Below are 16,097 nucleotides of genomic sequence, written 5' to 3'. Positions count from 1 at the left end.
CCTTGTTCTCCATAAACTTCATATAGTTTAAGCCAAAAATAAAGGTTAAACTCACTGATTTTTTCTGATCGAGAAAGTCCCCTCATACTGTCTTTACCTTCCAAAATAATAGTTACTATACCTAACTTAAATTCAAAATTGTATTTCTGTTTTCTACTCATAAAAAATGCCCCAAAAAGTGTCTAACTTTTTGGGGCATGTCTACATTACGTAATGAAGCGTTTTTTTTTATAACTACATCAGAGGTTTACTACCTACATCTCTAAAATACTCTATTTTACTTAAAAACATTGTAGCCATACGTTCTGCCCTCCATTTAGCTTCTTCTGCTAATTTACCTTTATATAATTCATCTACAGTACTATTAAATAAGTATTTCCACGTATCAAAATGCTCCTGGTTTACTGGTAGTTGTGAATGTGGTGGAAAAGGGCGCCCACTATAAGAATATTCGTCTAATAGAATTGTCTGCCAAAATCTATACATTTTCTCTAAATGTTCTGGCCAACGACCTGCCAATTTACTTTCAAATATTGGCCCTATTAAATCATTTCTCTGCACTCGTCCGTAGAAGGTATCTACCAAAACCCTAATATCTTCTATACTTTCTATGTCTTTTTTCATTACAAATGCTTATTTTTACGTATTAATAAATCCCCCACAACCCCTCAATCACGTAACCATGATAACTATTTCAATATTAGGTTCTGGAAAAGTAGCGCATCACTTGATTCTAAATATATTAGAACAAGACAATATAGCTTTGCAACAAGTTTATGCACGTACACCAGACAAAGTTAGTAACTTAGTTTCTCACAATCAAATAATAACAAACATCAGCGAGTTAAAACCTGCTGATTTATTCATCATTGCTGTCAGTGACGATGCTATTGAAGAAGTATCTAATGCAATACCTTTTGCAAATGCTTTTATTGTACATACTTCTGGCACTAAACCAATGGATAGTATTCAAAACACAAACAGAAAAGGTGTCTTTTATATGTTACAAACATTTTCTCTTGACAAAGAAGTTGATTTTTCAGAAATCCCTTTTTGTTTAGAGGCGAGCAATGTAGAAGACTTTCTTCTTTTAGAGAAAATAGCAATAAAATTCTCTGAACGCGTTTATAAAATTAGTAGTACACAACGTCAAGCAATTCATTTAGCAGCAGTGTTTGTAAACAATTTCACAAATCACTTATGCACATTAGGTGAAGAAATTTGTAAAGAAAATAATGTACCGTTTGACATTCTAAAACCACTTATCTTAGAAACAGCACATAAAATTGAGGTTTTAGCTCCTAAAGATGCACAAACTGGGCCAGCCATTCGAGGTGATCAAAGTATTATAGACCGACACCTTAATGCGTTAAATGACCCAATTAAAAAAGAAATATACCAATTAATAACAAAATCAATACAAAGCAAATAATGTCTAAACACTTTAAAGAAATAATGAACGACATCACTACATTTATTTTTGATGTAGATGGTGTACTTACAGATGGAAATGTACACGTAGCTCAAGATGGTAGCTTATTAAGAGATATGAGTATTCGTGACGGATACGCTATCAAAGCTGCTATTGAAAATGGTTACCAAGTATGTATTATTTCTGGAGGAAGCAATGATGGAGTACGCATTAGATTACAAAACTTAGGAGTAAAAGAAATCTACATGGCTGTTCCTAACAAGGTAACAGTATTCAAAGAAATCATTTCGAAACACAATCTAAACCCAGAGAATATACTTTATATGGGTGACGATATTCCTGACTATCATATTATGCATGAGGTAGCATTGCCTACTTGTCCACAAGATGCTGTTCCAGAAATAAAACGCATAGCTAAATATATATCTCATGTTAATGGAGGAAAAGGTGCTGCGAGAGATGTTATTGAACAAGTTATGAAAACACAACAGAAGTGGTTTCAACATTTTGACGCTAAATACGATTAATGTTCCCTCTTTTATGTTAGATAAATTATTTAAAGAATACGCAATTGTCTTAGGCTCTAATTCTCCTCGTAGAAAGCAATTTTTACAAGAACTTGGCATTCCCTTTGTAGTCAGAGCATCTGATATAGACGAAAGCTACCCTGAAGAATTACAAGCTGGAGAAATAACAGACTTTATAGCAATAGCAAAATCAGAAGCCATTGCACTTGAAAGTGATAATGAAATATTAATTACAAGTGATACTACTGTTTGGAATAACAATCAATCGTTGGGAAAACCAGCAGACAGACAAGAAGCCTATGAAATGATTAAAAGTATCAGTGGAAAAGAGCACGAGGTTATAAGTTCTGTTTGTCTTCGAAATAAGAATAAAACAAGAATCTTTAACTGTATAACAAAAGTTACCTTTTCAGAATTATCAGATGAAGTTATCTATTATTACATTGACAACTATAAACCATTTGATAAAGCTGGTGCATACGGAATTCAAGAGTGGATAGGTTTAGTTGGTATTGAAAAAATTGATGGTTCTTACACTAATATTGTAGGCTTACCAACAACCGAATTAGTACAAGAGTTAATTCAATTTATTAAAGAATAACAATGTTACAAGAGTATTTTCGTGAAATAATAACAACAGCAATTGTTATCGTATTATATATTCCAACTAAAAAGATAGCTGCTTATATTATTCGTTCTTTCTCTTCCAAAGAGGATCGAAAAGATAGCAGAGTAAACTTAGTTATAAGGCTATTCAATACACTTATCTTGTTTCTTTATCTCGTACTTATATTAACTATTTGGGGAGTGAAACCAGAAAACTTTATGCTTACAATTACTTCTGTATTTACAGTAATTGGAGTTGCAATGTTTGCTCAGTGGTCATTGCTTAGTAATATTACAGCGGGTATTTTATTATTTTTCTCATTCCCTTTTCGAATTGGTGATACCATTAGAATTCAGGATAAAGACTTCCCTATTGAAGCTGAAATAATCGACATCAAAGCTTTCTGTACAATTTTATTAACTGTGGACAAAGAAAAAATATCTTACCCTAACAGCTTATTATTACAAAAAGGAATTGTCATTATTGATAAAAACAAAGATCAAGATAGTCCAAGTATATAAGTTAAATATTAATTTTAACAGTATTCAAAAATATACAATGGCACAAAAATTGTATTTACTACTACGGTTTTAATAGTAAAATGGTAGTAGTACTAAAGCCAGTTACGCAAATTTGCGTAACTGGCTTTTTTTAGCTTCTACTATGCTATTAACACCCTACCAACTATTCTACCAAACATAGGCTACAAATACAATTCACATTCCCATGAACCTATTAGATTGGAGCATATTCATCATCGTGTTATTCTTACTTATCACTTTTAATCAAATTAGACAAAGAAGACGTACTTCCCTAACCTCAATTTATGAACCATCAACATTATACTATGGTTTCAAGATTTTAGGAATACAAACCCTTTCATTCACATTTATATCCCTCCCTGGAATAGCTTATTATCACGGAATGACCTTTTTACAATTCTTCCTTGGTATTCCACTTGCCATCTATATTATTTGTGCTTATATACTCCCTAAATTCAAAGCAAGTACAACCACTAATGCATTTGAATTCATAGAAGAAAAACTGGGTACCCAAGCTAGTAGATTAGCGGTAATACTTTTTATTATTCAAAAAATATTACTTCTAAGTGTATGTCTTTATGCCACTTCAATTATCCTTTCTTTATTAGTTCGTGTCAGCTTTAAATCACTATTATTAATTGTAACTTTCATTTGTATTTCACTGGCAATCATCTACAAACAAAAAACAAAAATATTTCCAAAAAAAATGCAACTATTGTGTTTTATTACTTTAATGATTGCTATCATTCTTGATATTCTTTACAAGCTACCAGATGGTATGGGATTTAATGATGTTTTAAAATTTGCAGATTCTTTCGATAAACTAAAAGTTATTGTGCCTTCACTTTCCCTTAAAAGGGGATTGACCTACATCAACGGAATGGTCAATGGAACATTATTATTTATTGCAATGTTAAGTCTTGAAACAAGGGTTTTAGCTATCTATAATAAAACAAAATATAGTAGTAGAACAAAAGATAGTTTAATTATGAACGGGCTATTTAATATTCCTTTACAAGCTCTTATTTTATTTACAGGTTGTATGTTGTTTACCTTTTACCAATTCAATACGCCAAAACTTCATTACAACCCTCATAACGAATACATTGTAATGAACTCTCCCTATGCTCAAGAATATGATAGCATACAACAGAAATACAACATATTACAAGCTCATAAACAAGAAGTTAGTCAATTATATACTGGACAGATATACCAAAATTATAGCAACCCAGTACTACAATATCAATTAGTATGTTTAAATGAAAATGAAGATGAATTACACAAAGCTGCTCAGCAAACAATAAGAAAAGCGAATGGGAAACTTGAAATTAACGATTCGGATTTTATTCTTTTAGATTTTATCATCAATGAGATTCCTGCTGGAATAACAGGTTTTGTAATTGCACTATTTTTAATCAGTATGATTGCAATGGTACACAACGAAGTCAAATATCTATCACAAAGATCATTACACTACTTTAGTTCAAACACTACAACAGAAATAAATACAAGTATCATTCAGCCAATTATAGCTTCTGTTTGTCTATTACTAGCCCTTGCTTTGTGCTATACAATACCTGTATTTAGTAATCTATTTCAAATGCTTTGGTGCTACTCCTCTTTATTTTTTGGAACTATTTTGGGGCTTTTACTAATAGCTATATTAACTCCTAATGTTCATAATCTGGCTGTTCTTTACAGTGGAATATTAACACAAATTAGTATTTTGATTTTATTCTTTACAATAGATATACACTACATTTGGTATAATTCTATCGGTGTACTTTTAGTTTTGCTTTTCACTTACCTATTTCACAATGCAATAGAAGCTTATCAAATAATCAAAAACAACTTTTAAACTGTAGCAAAAGGAAGACTCCATTTGTACTTAACGGCTAATAAACGAATTACTATAATGATTCCTGCCGTTCCTATGTATAAAATGTCTTTACTCAATTCAAAGTAATTCAACACATAATACATTAAACCTCCTAATATACAAGCTGTAGCATAAATTTCCTGCTTGAAAATAATCGGAATTTTATTCGCTAAAATATCTCGTATTACTCCTCCAAAACAAGCAGTAATTGTTCCTAATGTTACGCAGATTATCGGGTGTAAACCTACATTCATTCCTTTCTCAATGCCAATTAGCGTAAACACAGCAATACCAATTGTATCAAATAAGAAAAGAGAATATCTCAAAAAGTTGAATTTTTTATAAAAGATAATTGCTAAGAACACGCCAAATAGTGTAATGAAAAAGTAATTCAAATTTGTAAGCCACATAACAGGAGTATATCCAATCATCACATCTCTTACTGTTCCTCCACCAATGGCAGTAGCAAACGCTAAAATACTCATTCCAAACAAATCCAACCTACGCTCACGACCTGCTAAAGCACCTGATATAGCAAATGCTAATGTTCCTAATAAATCTAAAATATCGAAAAAACTATACATCTATTTTTTAAGTAATTCTATTAAATCTTAGCTGTCATCTGATTATAATCTTTCAATACAGCCTCTATAAATTCTAAATCTGTAAGTGTTGATCTTCTTCCGCCTACTCCGATCACATTTTCCACTTTACTTACCAGCTTTTGTAAAAGCGAATAATCTTTCGTTTGCTTATAGCTATACAACGCTTCTTTAATAATGTAAACATCTTTATCACTTAAATTAAGCACCTGAGGAAATAAGGGTACATATTCTGATGCAACTTCTTGAAATATAGTAGCACTTAATGGTACGCGTTCTTTAATTGAAATAACAGATGTTCCTGCTAAAATATCTCCCAATCGCTGACTCTTAGAAGAGCTTGCAATCGATATTACTCCAACTGCACCAGACATCATCCAAAAATCAATTAGTCCCATAATCCAACGAGTAGCATAATCAACTATTGATGCTTCATAGCCATCTATTTTAATCACGCGAATACGCATTATTTTCTTCCCGGGTGTAGCACCCTGCATAATCGACTCAAAGAATAGTGTGTAGAAAAAAACTGGACTAAATGATATAATCCAAAATGCTATCTCTGACCAATTATCATCGAAACCTTTTGCTAAACGAAACTTATTAATGATATAACTAACTAAAATAACATATAGCAACTTAAATATATTATCAAGAACAAATGCGATAATTCGCTCACCAAGCGACGCACTTTTAAATTCTATTTTAATATTTTGTGTTGTATTTATTGTTAATTTAGCCATAAACATTATTTTGCCGTGTTAAATGAGGGAAGTCGCTTTTATAAAAAACAATAAGAATCAATGGATAGAATTTGAAAAAATAATCTATTCAAATACTACACACAAACCCGATTACCTTGCCGATATGTACATACAGATAATGAATGACTTATCGTTTGCGCAAACTTATTATCCCAAAAGTAAAGTTACACAATATCTCAACACTTTAGCAGCGCAAACTTATCAAAAAATTTATAAAACTAAACGTATCGAGGAAAATAGAGTTGTACATTTTTTTAAAACAGAAGTACCTCTTATAGTCCACGAACACAAAAGTCTTTTATACTTCACTGTATTTGTCTTCTTTCTTCTTGCTGGTATAGGCGCACTTTCAGCACATTACGACTTAGATTTTATACGTCTTGTTTTGGGAGATAGCTACGTCAATTTAACCTTAGAAAACATCAAAAAAGACGATGCTATGGGTATTTATAAATCAGGGAGTAACTGGGGTAGTTTTATCGGAATTGCCTTTAATAACTTATTTGTTGGGTTAAAGTTTTTCGTATTCGGAATATTTGCTGGTTTAGGTACGCTTCTCTTCCTATTTTATAATGCTATTATGGTCGGATCATTCCAATATTTGTTTATCAAAGAGAATGCTTTTATGGACAGCTTTAGAGGAATATGGTTACACGGAGCTATTGAAATAACTGGAATTATCATTGAAGCGTTTGCTGGTTTCGTATTTGGAGCAAGTCTCCTCTTTCCAAAAACATATTCGCGTATGAATTCTTTTAAACTTGGCTTTAACAACGGTTTTAAAATATTCATTGCAATGGTCCCTTTCATTGTAGTAGCCGCTTTTATTGAAGGTTTTATAACCCGATACGCTAAAGAAATGCCAGACATTCTGAACTATATAATTATATTTGGATCCTTCTATCTGATATTATTTTACTTTTTTATCTATCCCAAGAAGGTTTACAAAAAACATTTAATCAACTTATAAAAACAAATACACTATGTTCCAAGTATTCAAAAAAAGAAACTTTAGTGATTATATCAACGATACTATTTCTTTCTTTAAGTTAGAGGGAAAAACATTCTTTACTAATTTATTTACCCTTTGTGGTCCACTCCTTTTAGTGTTGTTTGTTTGTGTTTATTTCTTGTTTGATATGTTCTTTAAAACTGTTATGAATGACACAATGGATTCTGTTGATGAATTTCTAAACACTAATTTCGGATGGGCTATTCTAATCGCCTTTGTTACTTTTATAATTGGAATTGCAATTTCAATTCTTGCTTATACATTCCCTATTTATTACTTAAAAAACATCACAACAATTCCTAATCAATACAGAGAAATTGCTCCTATTAAGAGTGAACTAAAAAAAGACTTCGGTCGCCTTCTTATTTTTGTTTTAGGTACTATGTTTTTAATTTTCCCTTTGATGATGATTGTTTTCTTCATCTCAGCATTATTAATATTCCTAATAATTGGACTACCTTTACTTCTAATCTTATTACCAACGTTTACCTCTTTGACAACCATTGCATACTATGAGTATGTAACTAAAAAAGTGGGGGTCTTCACAGCATTCCAAACGGCTTTTTATATCGTTAAATCAAATTTCTGGCCTATCATTGGTAACACGACTATTGTGTACCTTGTCATTAATATCGTAGCGTCAATTCTATCTGCTATTCCTCAAGTAATTTTTTACGTAGGTGTATTTACATCAGATAGAAATATTGAAGATATTTCATTGACATCAGGATACAAAATTATGATGATTGCTGTTGTTATTTTATCTACAATATTGTCATTCTTTGCTAACAGCCTATTGATTATCAACCAAGGTATGATTTACTATAGTGCTCGTGAACACAAAGAAAACACACAATCTCACATTGATATTGATATGATAGGTAACAACTAATGAAGAAAACGCTTTTTACAATATTATCCCTAACTCTTGTAGTTGGCTCTCTTTACGCTCAACCGAAAGCTATTGATTCTATTCGAACCCAGCTTCCTCCAATCGTAGAACGCCAGGCACAAGCAAAAAACAAAAAGACTACTCCCCTTATAGAAGATAAGGAGAGTGATATTTCTGTACTTCAATTTGACCAAAACTTTAAAGAGAAGTATAAAAAAGACCAAAACTTCAACTACGAGGACACTAAAGCAGAGGATACAATATGGCAACGTTTTAAAAATTGGCTAAGAGATCTTATTTCTGATTTCTTTAGTGCATTTGATGTCGATTACGAAACACAAAGTAGACTTACTATCTTCTACAGAATTCTTTCTATTTTCGCTATTGGAATATTAGTTTTTTACATCATTAGAGCCTTTGTACAAAAAGATGCTTATTGGCTCTTTAAAAAGCGTTCTAAGAAAGTTGCAATACCTGTAGATGATGTAGAAAAGAACTTAACAACGGTACACTTTCCTACCTTACTTTCTAAAACTATAAACGAATCGCAATACAGATTAGCAATTCGCTATTACTACCTATGGCTGTTACAGTCATTACAGGAGAGTAAACAAATTGAATGGCATATAGAAAAGACAAACTCTGATTATGTTGCAGAAATAAAAGACAAAAAAACAAGAGAGAATTTCCAATACCTTTCTTATATCTATAATAATATCTGGTACGGAGAACACGAAATCACAGAAGCTGAGTTCTTTCAAGCCAAGCGTTCTTATGAAACAACCTTAAAAACCAATGTATCGTGAAAAACTCTATAAATAAATTTATATTCTTTTTCTTTGTGATTCTTGGTTTTATTTACTTCATAGAATCCAGTAGAAAACCACCCATTAACTGGACCGAAACTTACAGCAATGTTGATAAGATTCCTTATGGTCTATATGTATTGGACAAAGAAATAGACAAGCTCTTAGACAATCGTACAGCTGTTACCCGCATTACTGATAATATGTATAACTTCTTTGCTGAAAAGGCAACGGATTCAATAACTTCAGCGGCTGTCATATCTATTAAAGGCTATGAGTACATCAGCGAACATTCGATGAGTGATATAGAGGATTATGTTGCTTACGGTAATACAGTCTTAATCTTTCAAAAGTATATTGATGGAATAAGAGGTCTCGAAACAATGTCTATGAAAAAAAGATATGAAAACTATGCCTTAACAGAAGACATAAACCTTTCGGTTTCACTGACAAATAAGAACCTTACTTCTTATTCTTTTATACTTGACAATCCTACTTTTAGGTACTTTGATATGTCTGAAGAACTAAAAGAAACTGCTGAAGTACTTGGATATTCTAAAATAAAGGGAGAGAAATTCCCAAACTTAATTCGCATACCTATAGGCAAAGGGTTTCTTATTTTAGGTACTGAACCTGCTATGTTTACGAATTACAATATGCTAAAAAGTAATAATCATATTTACATAGCTGGTGTTTTATCGTATATACCAAAGGGAGATTTATTTTTCTCAGTAACTAAAATTGCTGGCGACGAAAAGTATATATCCAATTCAATGTTGCGTTTTATTCTAAACAATCCTGCTTTGAAGTGGATGTGGTATTTCTTCTTGATTTCCCTTATTGTTTTTGTCTTATTTACAGCAAAGCGAAAACAACGTGTCATCCCGATTATTAAGCCTTTGTCAAATACAACAGTTGACTTTACAAAAACAGTTTCTAATCTATACTTGCAAAACAAAGATTATGAAGACCTCATCAATAAGTCAATTATTTACACTTTAGAAAAAATAAGACGTAAATACTGGATTGATACAACTAAGTTAAACAAACAGTTTATACTTGATTTACACGCTAAAACAGGTAAGGACAAACAAGACATCAAGCAGTTTGTTTCTTTTGTAGAACAGTTCAAAGCAACTCCTAACAGTGCTTCTGAAGCACAATTAGTTGCATTAAATAAAATAATAGAGAAAATCATTGATTAAAAATATACTATGGAAAACACGCCAATTTCATCAGAAAACTTACACTTTGAATCACGTTTAGACTTGAGCTTATTACAAGAAAAAGTAAAGGCTATTAGAAGTGAAATACACAAAGTAATTATCGGACAAGAAAAGACGATAGACCAAATCATAGTGGCTCTCCTTGCCAATGGCCACATCTTATTAGAAGGAGTACCTGGAGTTGCGAAAACACTTTCTGCTAAATTGCTGGCACAAGCTATTGATATGGACTTTAGCCGTATTCAGTTTACGCCTGATTTAATGCCTTCAGATATTTTAGGTACATCTATTTTCAATATGCAACAATCGGCATTTGAGTTTAAAAAAGGGCCTATCTTTTCTAACTTAGTATTGATTGATGAGATTAACCGTGCTCCGGCTAAAACACAAGCTGCCTTGTTTGAGGTAATGGAGGAACGCCAAATTACTATTGACAGCAAAACATATACAATGGATGCTCCGTTTTTAGTAATTGCAACACAAAACCCAATTGAACAAGAGGGAACATACCGCTTACCAGAAGCACAATTAGACCGTTTCTTATTTAAAATTAGCATTGACTACCCTTCTTTAGAAGAGGAAATTGCTATTATTCAAAAAGAACACGAATTACAAGACAAGAAGAAGTTAGACCAAATACAAAAAGTACTAACTCCTACTGAAATCATTGCTTTTCAAAATTTGATTAAAGAGATTATTGTAGAGAAAAACATTATAGAATATATTGCTAAGATTGTTGCTAATACCAGAACAAACTCTTTGTTATACTTAGGAGCATCTCCTCGTGCCTCAATTGCTATTCTAAATGCTGCTAAAGGTTTTGCTGCTATCAACAACAGAGATTTTGTTACACCTGAAGACATCAAAGAAGCAGCTATTCCTGTGTTGCAACACCGTATTATTGTTTCTCCGGAAAGAGAAATGGAAGGTATTACGGCAAATGACATTATAAATCAAATCGTAGAATCAATAGATATCCCAAGATAATTGTAAGACATTATGTTTAAATTTTTCAAACAACTTTATCTTCAGAAGCGCGTGTATATAGGCCTTGGTAGTATTATGGTCTTATTTGCACTTGCGTTTATTTTTCCTGTGCTATACTTAGTTGTTTGGGGACTATTCCTATTGTTTTTTGCTGCGATATTAGTAGATATATCCTTATTGTTTTCTAAGAAAAACAAAGTCAATGCTGTGCGTATTTTGCCAGAAAAACTTTCTAATGGAGATGAAAACCCTATTTATATTTCGATTGAAAATCAATCTCCTATTACTTTTCACTGTGAAATAATAGACGAGATACCTTTTCAATTTCAAAAAAGGGACTTTGAAATCAAGAGAACCTTACTGGCTAAAGAACACAAGACTATTTCCTATACTCTTTCACCTAAAGAACGCGGAGAGTACCTATTTGGAAAACTAAATATCTATGTTTCTTCTACTTTGGGATTAGTAGCTAAACGCTATGTTTTTTGTGACCAAGCTACATTGCCAAGTTACCCTTCATTTATCCAAATGAAAAAATACGACTTGATGGCGTTTTCGAAAAACAAATACGCCTTTGGAATGAAGAAAATCAGGAAAATTGGCAACACTACAGAGTTCGAGCAAATTAAAGAATATGTTTTAGGAGACGATATACGCACTATCAACTGGAAAGCAACCGCTAAGAAAAACGAGTTGATGGTAAACCAATACCAAGATGAAAACACAGAAACAGTTTACTGTATCATTGATAGAGGGCGCGTTATGCAAATGCCTTTTAACGGGCTATCGCTCTTAGACTATGCTATTAATTCAACTTTAGCCCTGTCTAACGTAATTCTAAAAAAGAACGATAAAGTAGGTTTAATGACTTTTTCGGAGGACATTAAAAACCAACTCCCTGCGGATAGTAAAAAAACGCAGTTACACAAAATAATGGAGCAACTTTATCGCGTAACAACAAACTTTGTTGAAAGTGATTTCGGAAAGTTATACGCACAAATAAAGCACAAAATTACTCATCGAAGTCTGATTATATTATACACCAACTTTGAGTCGATGAATAGTTTAAAAAGACAACTGCCTTACCTAAGAGCTATTGCCAAAAACCACGTCTTATTAGTTGTGTTTTTTGAAAATACAGAGTTGACAAAACTGACAAATAAGAAGGCAAAAAACATTGATGATATTTTTGACAAAGTAATTGCAGAAAAATTTAACTTTGAAAAGCGATTAATCGTCAATGAATTGACAAAATATGGAATACAATCCATACTAACCGCACCAGAAGAATTATCCATAAATACCATAAATAAATACCTGCAAATCAAAGCAAAAGGTACCTTATAGAATGATGATAAAAAAAATAGACAGTCCTCAAAATCCTTTTATTAAAAGTATTGTTCAACTACAAGAAAAAGCAAGAAATAGAAAACAAAGCAACTCTTTCATCATCGAGGGGGTTAGAGAAATCGAATTAGCAACTAAAGGTGGCTATGTAATGAAGACGTTACTTTTCTATGCTGACATCATTAGTGAGCAAAGCTTAAAACCTTTTATTACAGCAGAAACTGAGTTGATAGAAATATCAAAAGACGTCTACCAGAAGTTAGCCTATAGAGATACAACAGAGGGAGTAATTGCAATAGCGCAGTCGAAAACACTTTCTTTAGCAGACTTAAAGCTTTCTGAAAATCCGATTATATTAATTGCGGAAGCACCTGAAAAGCCTGGGAATATTGGAGCTATATTACGAACAGCAGATGCAGCTAATATTGATGCCGTTATCATTGCTAACCCGCGTAGTGATTTATACAACCCGAACATCATCCGTTCAAGTGTTGGCTGTGTATTTACCAATCAGATTGCAATGGCTACAACAGAAGAAGCAATTGCCTTTTTAAAAGAGCGCAATATCAATATCTATTGTGCTACTTTACAAGATTCTACTTCTTACCACACAAGAAATTACACAGAAGCGACAGCTTTTGTAGTAGGTACAGAAGCGACAGGACTTACGCAACAATGGAGAGATGCCAGTACAAAAAACATCATCATTCCAATGAGTGGTGTTATTGATTCTATGAACGTATCCGTTGCTGCCTCTATCCTACTTTTTGAAGCAAAAAGACAACGCGATTTTAAATAAGCGAAATCATCCTATAAAAAAAGCCTGTCAATCGACAGGCTTTCGTGATTTAAGAACTATTGTTCTCTAAACTTTCAAATACTTTGATTAGTTGTTTTCTACAAAAACAAGACCATCATAACAAGCATTGTAGATATCTTTTAACTCTTGAACAGTTGGTTTTCTTGGGTTGAAACCAGTACAAGGGTCTAAGAAAGCATTGTTAGCAATGAAGTCTAAGTTTTTATCCCAATCCTCACGTGAAATTCCGAAGTCTTTAATCGCCGCTTGGTTATTAACCTCAGCTCTTAACGTTTCAACTGCTTGGGCTAAGTCTTCTGCTGTTTCTTTGTCAAGAACTTTTGCAAGGTCTCTAAAACGCTCTGTTGCTTTTGCGTTATAACGAATTACGTTTGGTAAAAAGATTGCGTTAGAAGCACCGTGGGGAATGCCATATAACGCACCTACTTGATGAGATAAAGAGTGAACAATTCCCAACCAAGCATTGTTAAAAGCAAGACCTCCCATAAATGAAGCATCGTGCATATTTTGACGAGCTACAATATTGTTAGGATTTTTAACTGCTTCTTTCAAGTTGTTGAAAACAATCTCTAAACCACCTTTAGCCAATACATCAGCATAATTATCTTCGATATTAGAAACATACGCCTCAACACAGTGAGTTAATGCATCTAAACCAGTATTAGAAGTAACGTGAGCTGGCATAGATTCACAAATCTCTCCATCTACGATAGCAATATCTGGTGTTAATTCATACGATACGATAGGGTATTTCACACCTTTTTCACGGTCAGTAATTACAGCTAAACCAGTAGTTTCTGTACCTGTACCACTTGTAGAAGGGATTGCAATAAACTTAGCTTTGTTACGTAAAGTCGGAACTTTAAAAGGAACTGTCATTGCATCAAAATCAGCATCTGGGTGTTCGTAGAATACCCACATCATTTTTGCAGCATCAATTGCAGAACATCCTCCAAGACCTACAACCCAGTCAGGTTGAAATTCTTTCATCAACTCTGCTCCTTTGAAACAAGTTTCAGATGATGGATCTTCTTCTACTCCTTCATACGTTTTAATCTCTAATCCAGCTTCTTCTAAGTAAGCAATTGCTTTACCTAACATTCCGCTTTTCTTCATTGAGCTTCCACCTGTAACGATTACCGCTTTGCTCCCTTTTATATTTTTTAATTCTTGAAGACTTCCAGCACCGTGGAACATCTCACCTGCAATAAATAACTTACCCATTTTTGACTAATTTTTCTGTTTAATTTCTGAAGCAAAAGTATGGGCAATCCTCCCCTCAGATGTTATATACTTAGTCCTATTTGTTATAAATTTGAGCCAACTCATTTTGAAGTTCTGTTGGCGTTTCATCTAATTTGTTTTTAACGAATTTATTTAAGGCAGAGGGCGAACTAAACCCAAGTTCTAAAGATATTTGTTTATGGGTCCAATCAGAAAACAACAACAACCTTTTAATCTCTTGTAAAATACGCGTATGTATAGCATTAATGGCTGTTTCGCCACAATGTCTTTTCGTAATACTATTTAATTTCTTAGTAGAAATAGCCAAACTATCCGCATAAAACTTCACTGTTTTCTCGCTTTTATACTGTTCGTTCAACATCTTTTTAAAACGGATATAAACCATTTTATCTGTCTCATACTGAAAGATTGGTTGCTGTCCGTGAATAGACTCTATAAGCCCTAACAACAAAATTTTGATATAAAATCGCGCTTGTTCTTTACGCATTAAACTCGGGCTTTCATAAATACTTTCAATATTAGTAACCACCATTTTTGCACGTTCAAACTCTGCCGGAGATAGAATTAGTGAATTTAAGTTAGTTGATAAATTAACGTTATATGACAGCAATTCGTTCTTCAAAATATCCGAACAAAACAACACTTCTTCAAACAGCAATATTTTGCCAGATATTTCTTCCGATACAGACAAAACAGCCGCTATCTGTTCTGGAAATACAATAGAAATTCTACCTGATTTTAGCGAAATAATATTAGCTTCTAACTGAAGCTCTATCTCCCCCGATTCTACTATAAAAATACAAAAGTGATCTTTTTTATGTGGTTCAAGATAATCTTGTAAGTTATCTTTTGTCAAGTCATATACACGAAATGAAAGACTTTTGTCCTCTTGTTTTAGAATCTTATTTTTTATTTCTATCCTTTTCAAATTAAAACTATTTAATATTTACTAACAACATAAACCCTGTTGTCAATCCCCCTTTACACTACAAGAAAACCAGCATTATTAAACAATGTAATTCTAACTTGTCATAACATCATATTCTTATTGTTTTATAGCCAAACATTACTACATAGCTATACTTATTGTAAGGGAGAGATTTGATTGACTACAAACCTACAAACAAAAAAGCAAACCTGTTTTTAATATGAGTATTTTTAATGCAAATGATGTGAAATGATAGCTTATAATCTTAAAATAACTACTTTTTAATTATCGCCTTACGCTTATCCATATTTTCACTTTATAAGCTAAAACTAACAGTACAACTATCTGTTTAATAATTAACCTATTAATAGTTTATATTGACAGAAAAGGCTACGTTAGGGTAAACAGATTACTTTGCTTTTAGTTTTGTTTAGCACTAATTCGACACAAGTACCACATTAGTTCTACACTCCTTCGG

18 protein-coding genes are annotated in these 16,097 nt (G+C 32.6%); 12 read left to right on the top strand and 6 right to left on the bottom strand.

Annotated elements, in window-relative coordinates:
* Together BLT46_RS13345 and BLT46_RS10680 are read right to left on the bottom strand one after the other, a co-directional pair.
* On the bottom strand, positions 1–161 hold a 161-nt coding region (locus BLT46_RS13345), incomplete at its 3' end, for a transposase (protein WP_143021880.1).
* 73 nt (positions 162–234) lie between these two features.
* Complete coding sequence (locus BLT46_RS10680) at positions 235–624, bottom strand: group III truncated hemoglobin (RefSeq protein ID WP_090410055.1); 390 nt, start codon at positions 622–624, stop codon at positions 235–237.
* A gap of 58 nt (positions 625–682) precedes the next feature.
* Here BLT46_RS10680 and BLT46_RS10675 point away from each other — a divergent pair, with 58 nt between their 5' ends.
* The 5 genes from BLT46_RS10675 to BLT46_RS10655 all read left to right on the top strand — a co-directional run bounded on the left by BLT46_RS10675 (position 683) and on the right by BLT46_RS10655 (position 4,969).
* Entirely contained in the window at positions 683–1,432 is a 750-nt protein-coding gene (locus BLT46_RS10675) for a Rossmann-like and DUF2520 domain-containing protein (RefSeq protein ID WP_090410053.1), read from the top strand.
* Positions 1,432–1,959, top strand: coding sequence for a KdsC family phosphatase (locus BLT46_RS10670; protein ID WP_090410052.1), 528 nt, complete (start codon positions 1,432–1,434; stop codon positions 1,957–1,959). Before BLT46_RS10675 ends, BLT46_RS10670 begins: the two co-directional genes overlap by 1 nt.
* Before the next feature lie 13 nt (positions 1,960–1,972).
* Complete coding sequence (locus BLT46_RS10665; protein WP_090410050.1) at positions 1,973–2,560, top strand: Maf family nucleotide pyrophosphatase; 588 nt, start codon at positions 1,973–1,975, stop codon at positions 2,558–2,560.
* A gap of 2 nt (positions 2,561–2,562) precedes the next feature.
* Positions 2,563–3,087, top strand: a complete 525-nt coding sequence (locus BLT46_RS10660) for a mechanosensitive ion channel family protein (protein WP_090410048.1) — start codon at positions 2,563–2,565, stop codon at positions 3,085–3,087.
* A 205-nt stretch (positions 3,088–3,292) separates the two neighbouring features.
* Positions 3,293–4,969, top strand: a complete 1,677-nt coding sequence (locus tag BLT46_RS10655; protein WP_143021894.1) for an SLC5/6 family protein — start codon at positions 3,293–3,295, stop codon at positions 4,967–4,969.
* Here BLT46_RS10655 and BLT46_RS10650 read toward each other — a convergent pair.
* Entirely contained in the window at positions 4,966–5,574 is a 609-nt protein-coding gene (locus BLT46_RS10650; protein ID WP_090410044.1) for a trimeric intracellular cation channel family protein, read from the bottom strand. The two genes, BLT46_RS10655 and BLT46_RS10650, sit on opposite strands and share 4 nt — an antisense overlap.
* 20 nt (positions 5,575–5,594) lie before the next feature.
* Positions 5,595–6,335: an RDD family protein gene (locus BLT46_RS10645; RefSeq protein WP_090410059.1), complete on the bottom strand. Its 741-nt coding sequence runs from the start codon at positions 6,333–6,335 to the stop codon at positions 5,595–5,597.
* A 22-nt stretch (positions 6,336–6,357) separates the two neighbouring features.
* Here BLT46_RS10645 and BLT46_RS10640 point away from each other — a divergent pair, with 22 nt between their 5' ends.
* Genes BLT46_RS10640 through BLT46_RS10610 form a run of 7 tightly spaced genes read left to right on the top strand, consistent with a single transcriptional unit; the run spans position 6,358 to position 13,425 of the window.
* Positions 6,358–7,326, top strand: coding sequence for a stage II sporulation protein M (locus tag BLT46_RS10640; protein ID WP_090410042.1), 969 nt, complete (start codon positions 6,358–6,360; stop codon positions 7,324–7,326).
* A gap of 13 nt (positions 7,327–7,339) precedes the next feature.
* The gene (locus tag BLT46_RS10635) at positions 7,340–8,260 is read left to right on the top strand and encodes a hypothetical protein (protein ID WP_090410040.1); all 921 of its coding nucleotides are present in this window, start codon (positions 7,340–7,342) and stop codon (positions 8,258–8,260) included.
* The gene (locus BLT46_RS10630; RefSeq protein WP_090410038.1) at positions 8,260–9,066 is read left to right on the top strand and encodes a DUF4129 domain-containing protein; all 807 of its coding nucleotides are present in this window, start codon (positions 8,260–8,262) and stop codon (positions 9,064–9,066) included. The genes BLT46_RS10635 and BLT46_RS10630 overlap by 1 nt, the downstream gene beginning before the upstream one ends.
* The gene (locus tag BLT46_RS10625; RefSeq protein WP_090410036.1) at positions 9,063–10,271 is read left to right on the top strand and encodes a hypothetical protein; all 1,209 of its coding nucleotides are present in this window, start codon (positions 9,063–9,065) and stop codon (positions 10,269–10,271) included. Before BLT46_RS10630 ends, BLT46_RS10625 begins: the two co-directional genes overlap by 4 nt.
* A 9-nt stretch (positions 10,272–10,280) precedes the next feature.
* Positions 10,281–11,279 carry an AAA family ATPase gene (locus BLT46_RS10620; RefSeq protein ID WP_090410034.1) on the top strand — a complete coding sequence of 333 codons (999 nt, stop codon included), beginning with the start codon at positions 10,281–10,283 and terminating at the stop codon, positions 11,277–11,279.
* A 12-nt stretch (positions 11,280–11,291) separates the two neighbouring features.
* Positions 11,292–12,626 (top strand): DUF58 domain-containing protein, encoded by a 1,335-nt coding sequence (locus BLT46_RS10615; RefSeq protein WP_090410032.1) that lies wholly within the window; start codon positions 11,292–11,294, stop codon positions 12,624–12,626.
* 4 nt (positions 12,627–12,630) lie between these two features.
* On the top strand, positions 12,631–13,425 hold the full coding sequence (locus tag BLT46_RS10610; RefSeq protein ID WP_090410057.1) for a TrmH family RNA methyltransferase: 795 nt from the start codon (positions 12,631–12,633) through the stop codon (positions 13,423–13,425).
* Positions 13,426–13,512: 87 nt separating this feature from the next.
* Here the strand turns inward: BLT46_RS10610 and BLT46_RS10605 are convergent, their stop codons facing one another.
* Both BLT46_RS10605 and BLT46_RS10600 read right to left on the bottom strand, forming a co-directional pair.
* Entirely contained in the window at positions 13,513–14,670 is a 1,158-nt protein-coding gene (locus BLT46_RS10605; RefSeq protein WP_090410030.1) for an iron-containing alcohol dehydrogenase, read from the bottom strand.
* Positions 14,671–14,746: 76 nt separating this feature from the next.
* Positions 14,747–15,619, bottom strand: coding sequence for a helix-turn-helix domain-containing protein (locus BLT46_RS10600; protein ID WP_090410028.1), 873 nt, complete (start codon positions 15,617–15,619; stop codon positions 14,747–14,749).
* Positions 15,620–16,097: the final 478 nt, after the last annotated feature.

Source organism: Myroides phaeus, assembly GCF_900099675.1.
Taxonomy (GTDB): Bacteria; Bacteroidota; Bacteroidia; order Flavobacteriales; family Flavobacteriaceae; genus Flavobacterium; species Flavobacterium phaeum.
This window is presented reverse-complemented; position numbering and strand designations above follow the sequence as displayed.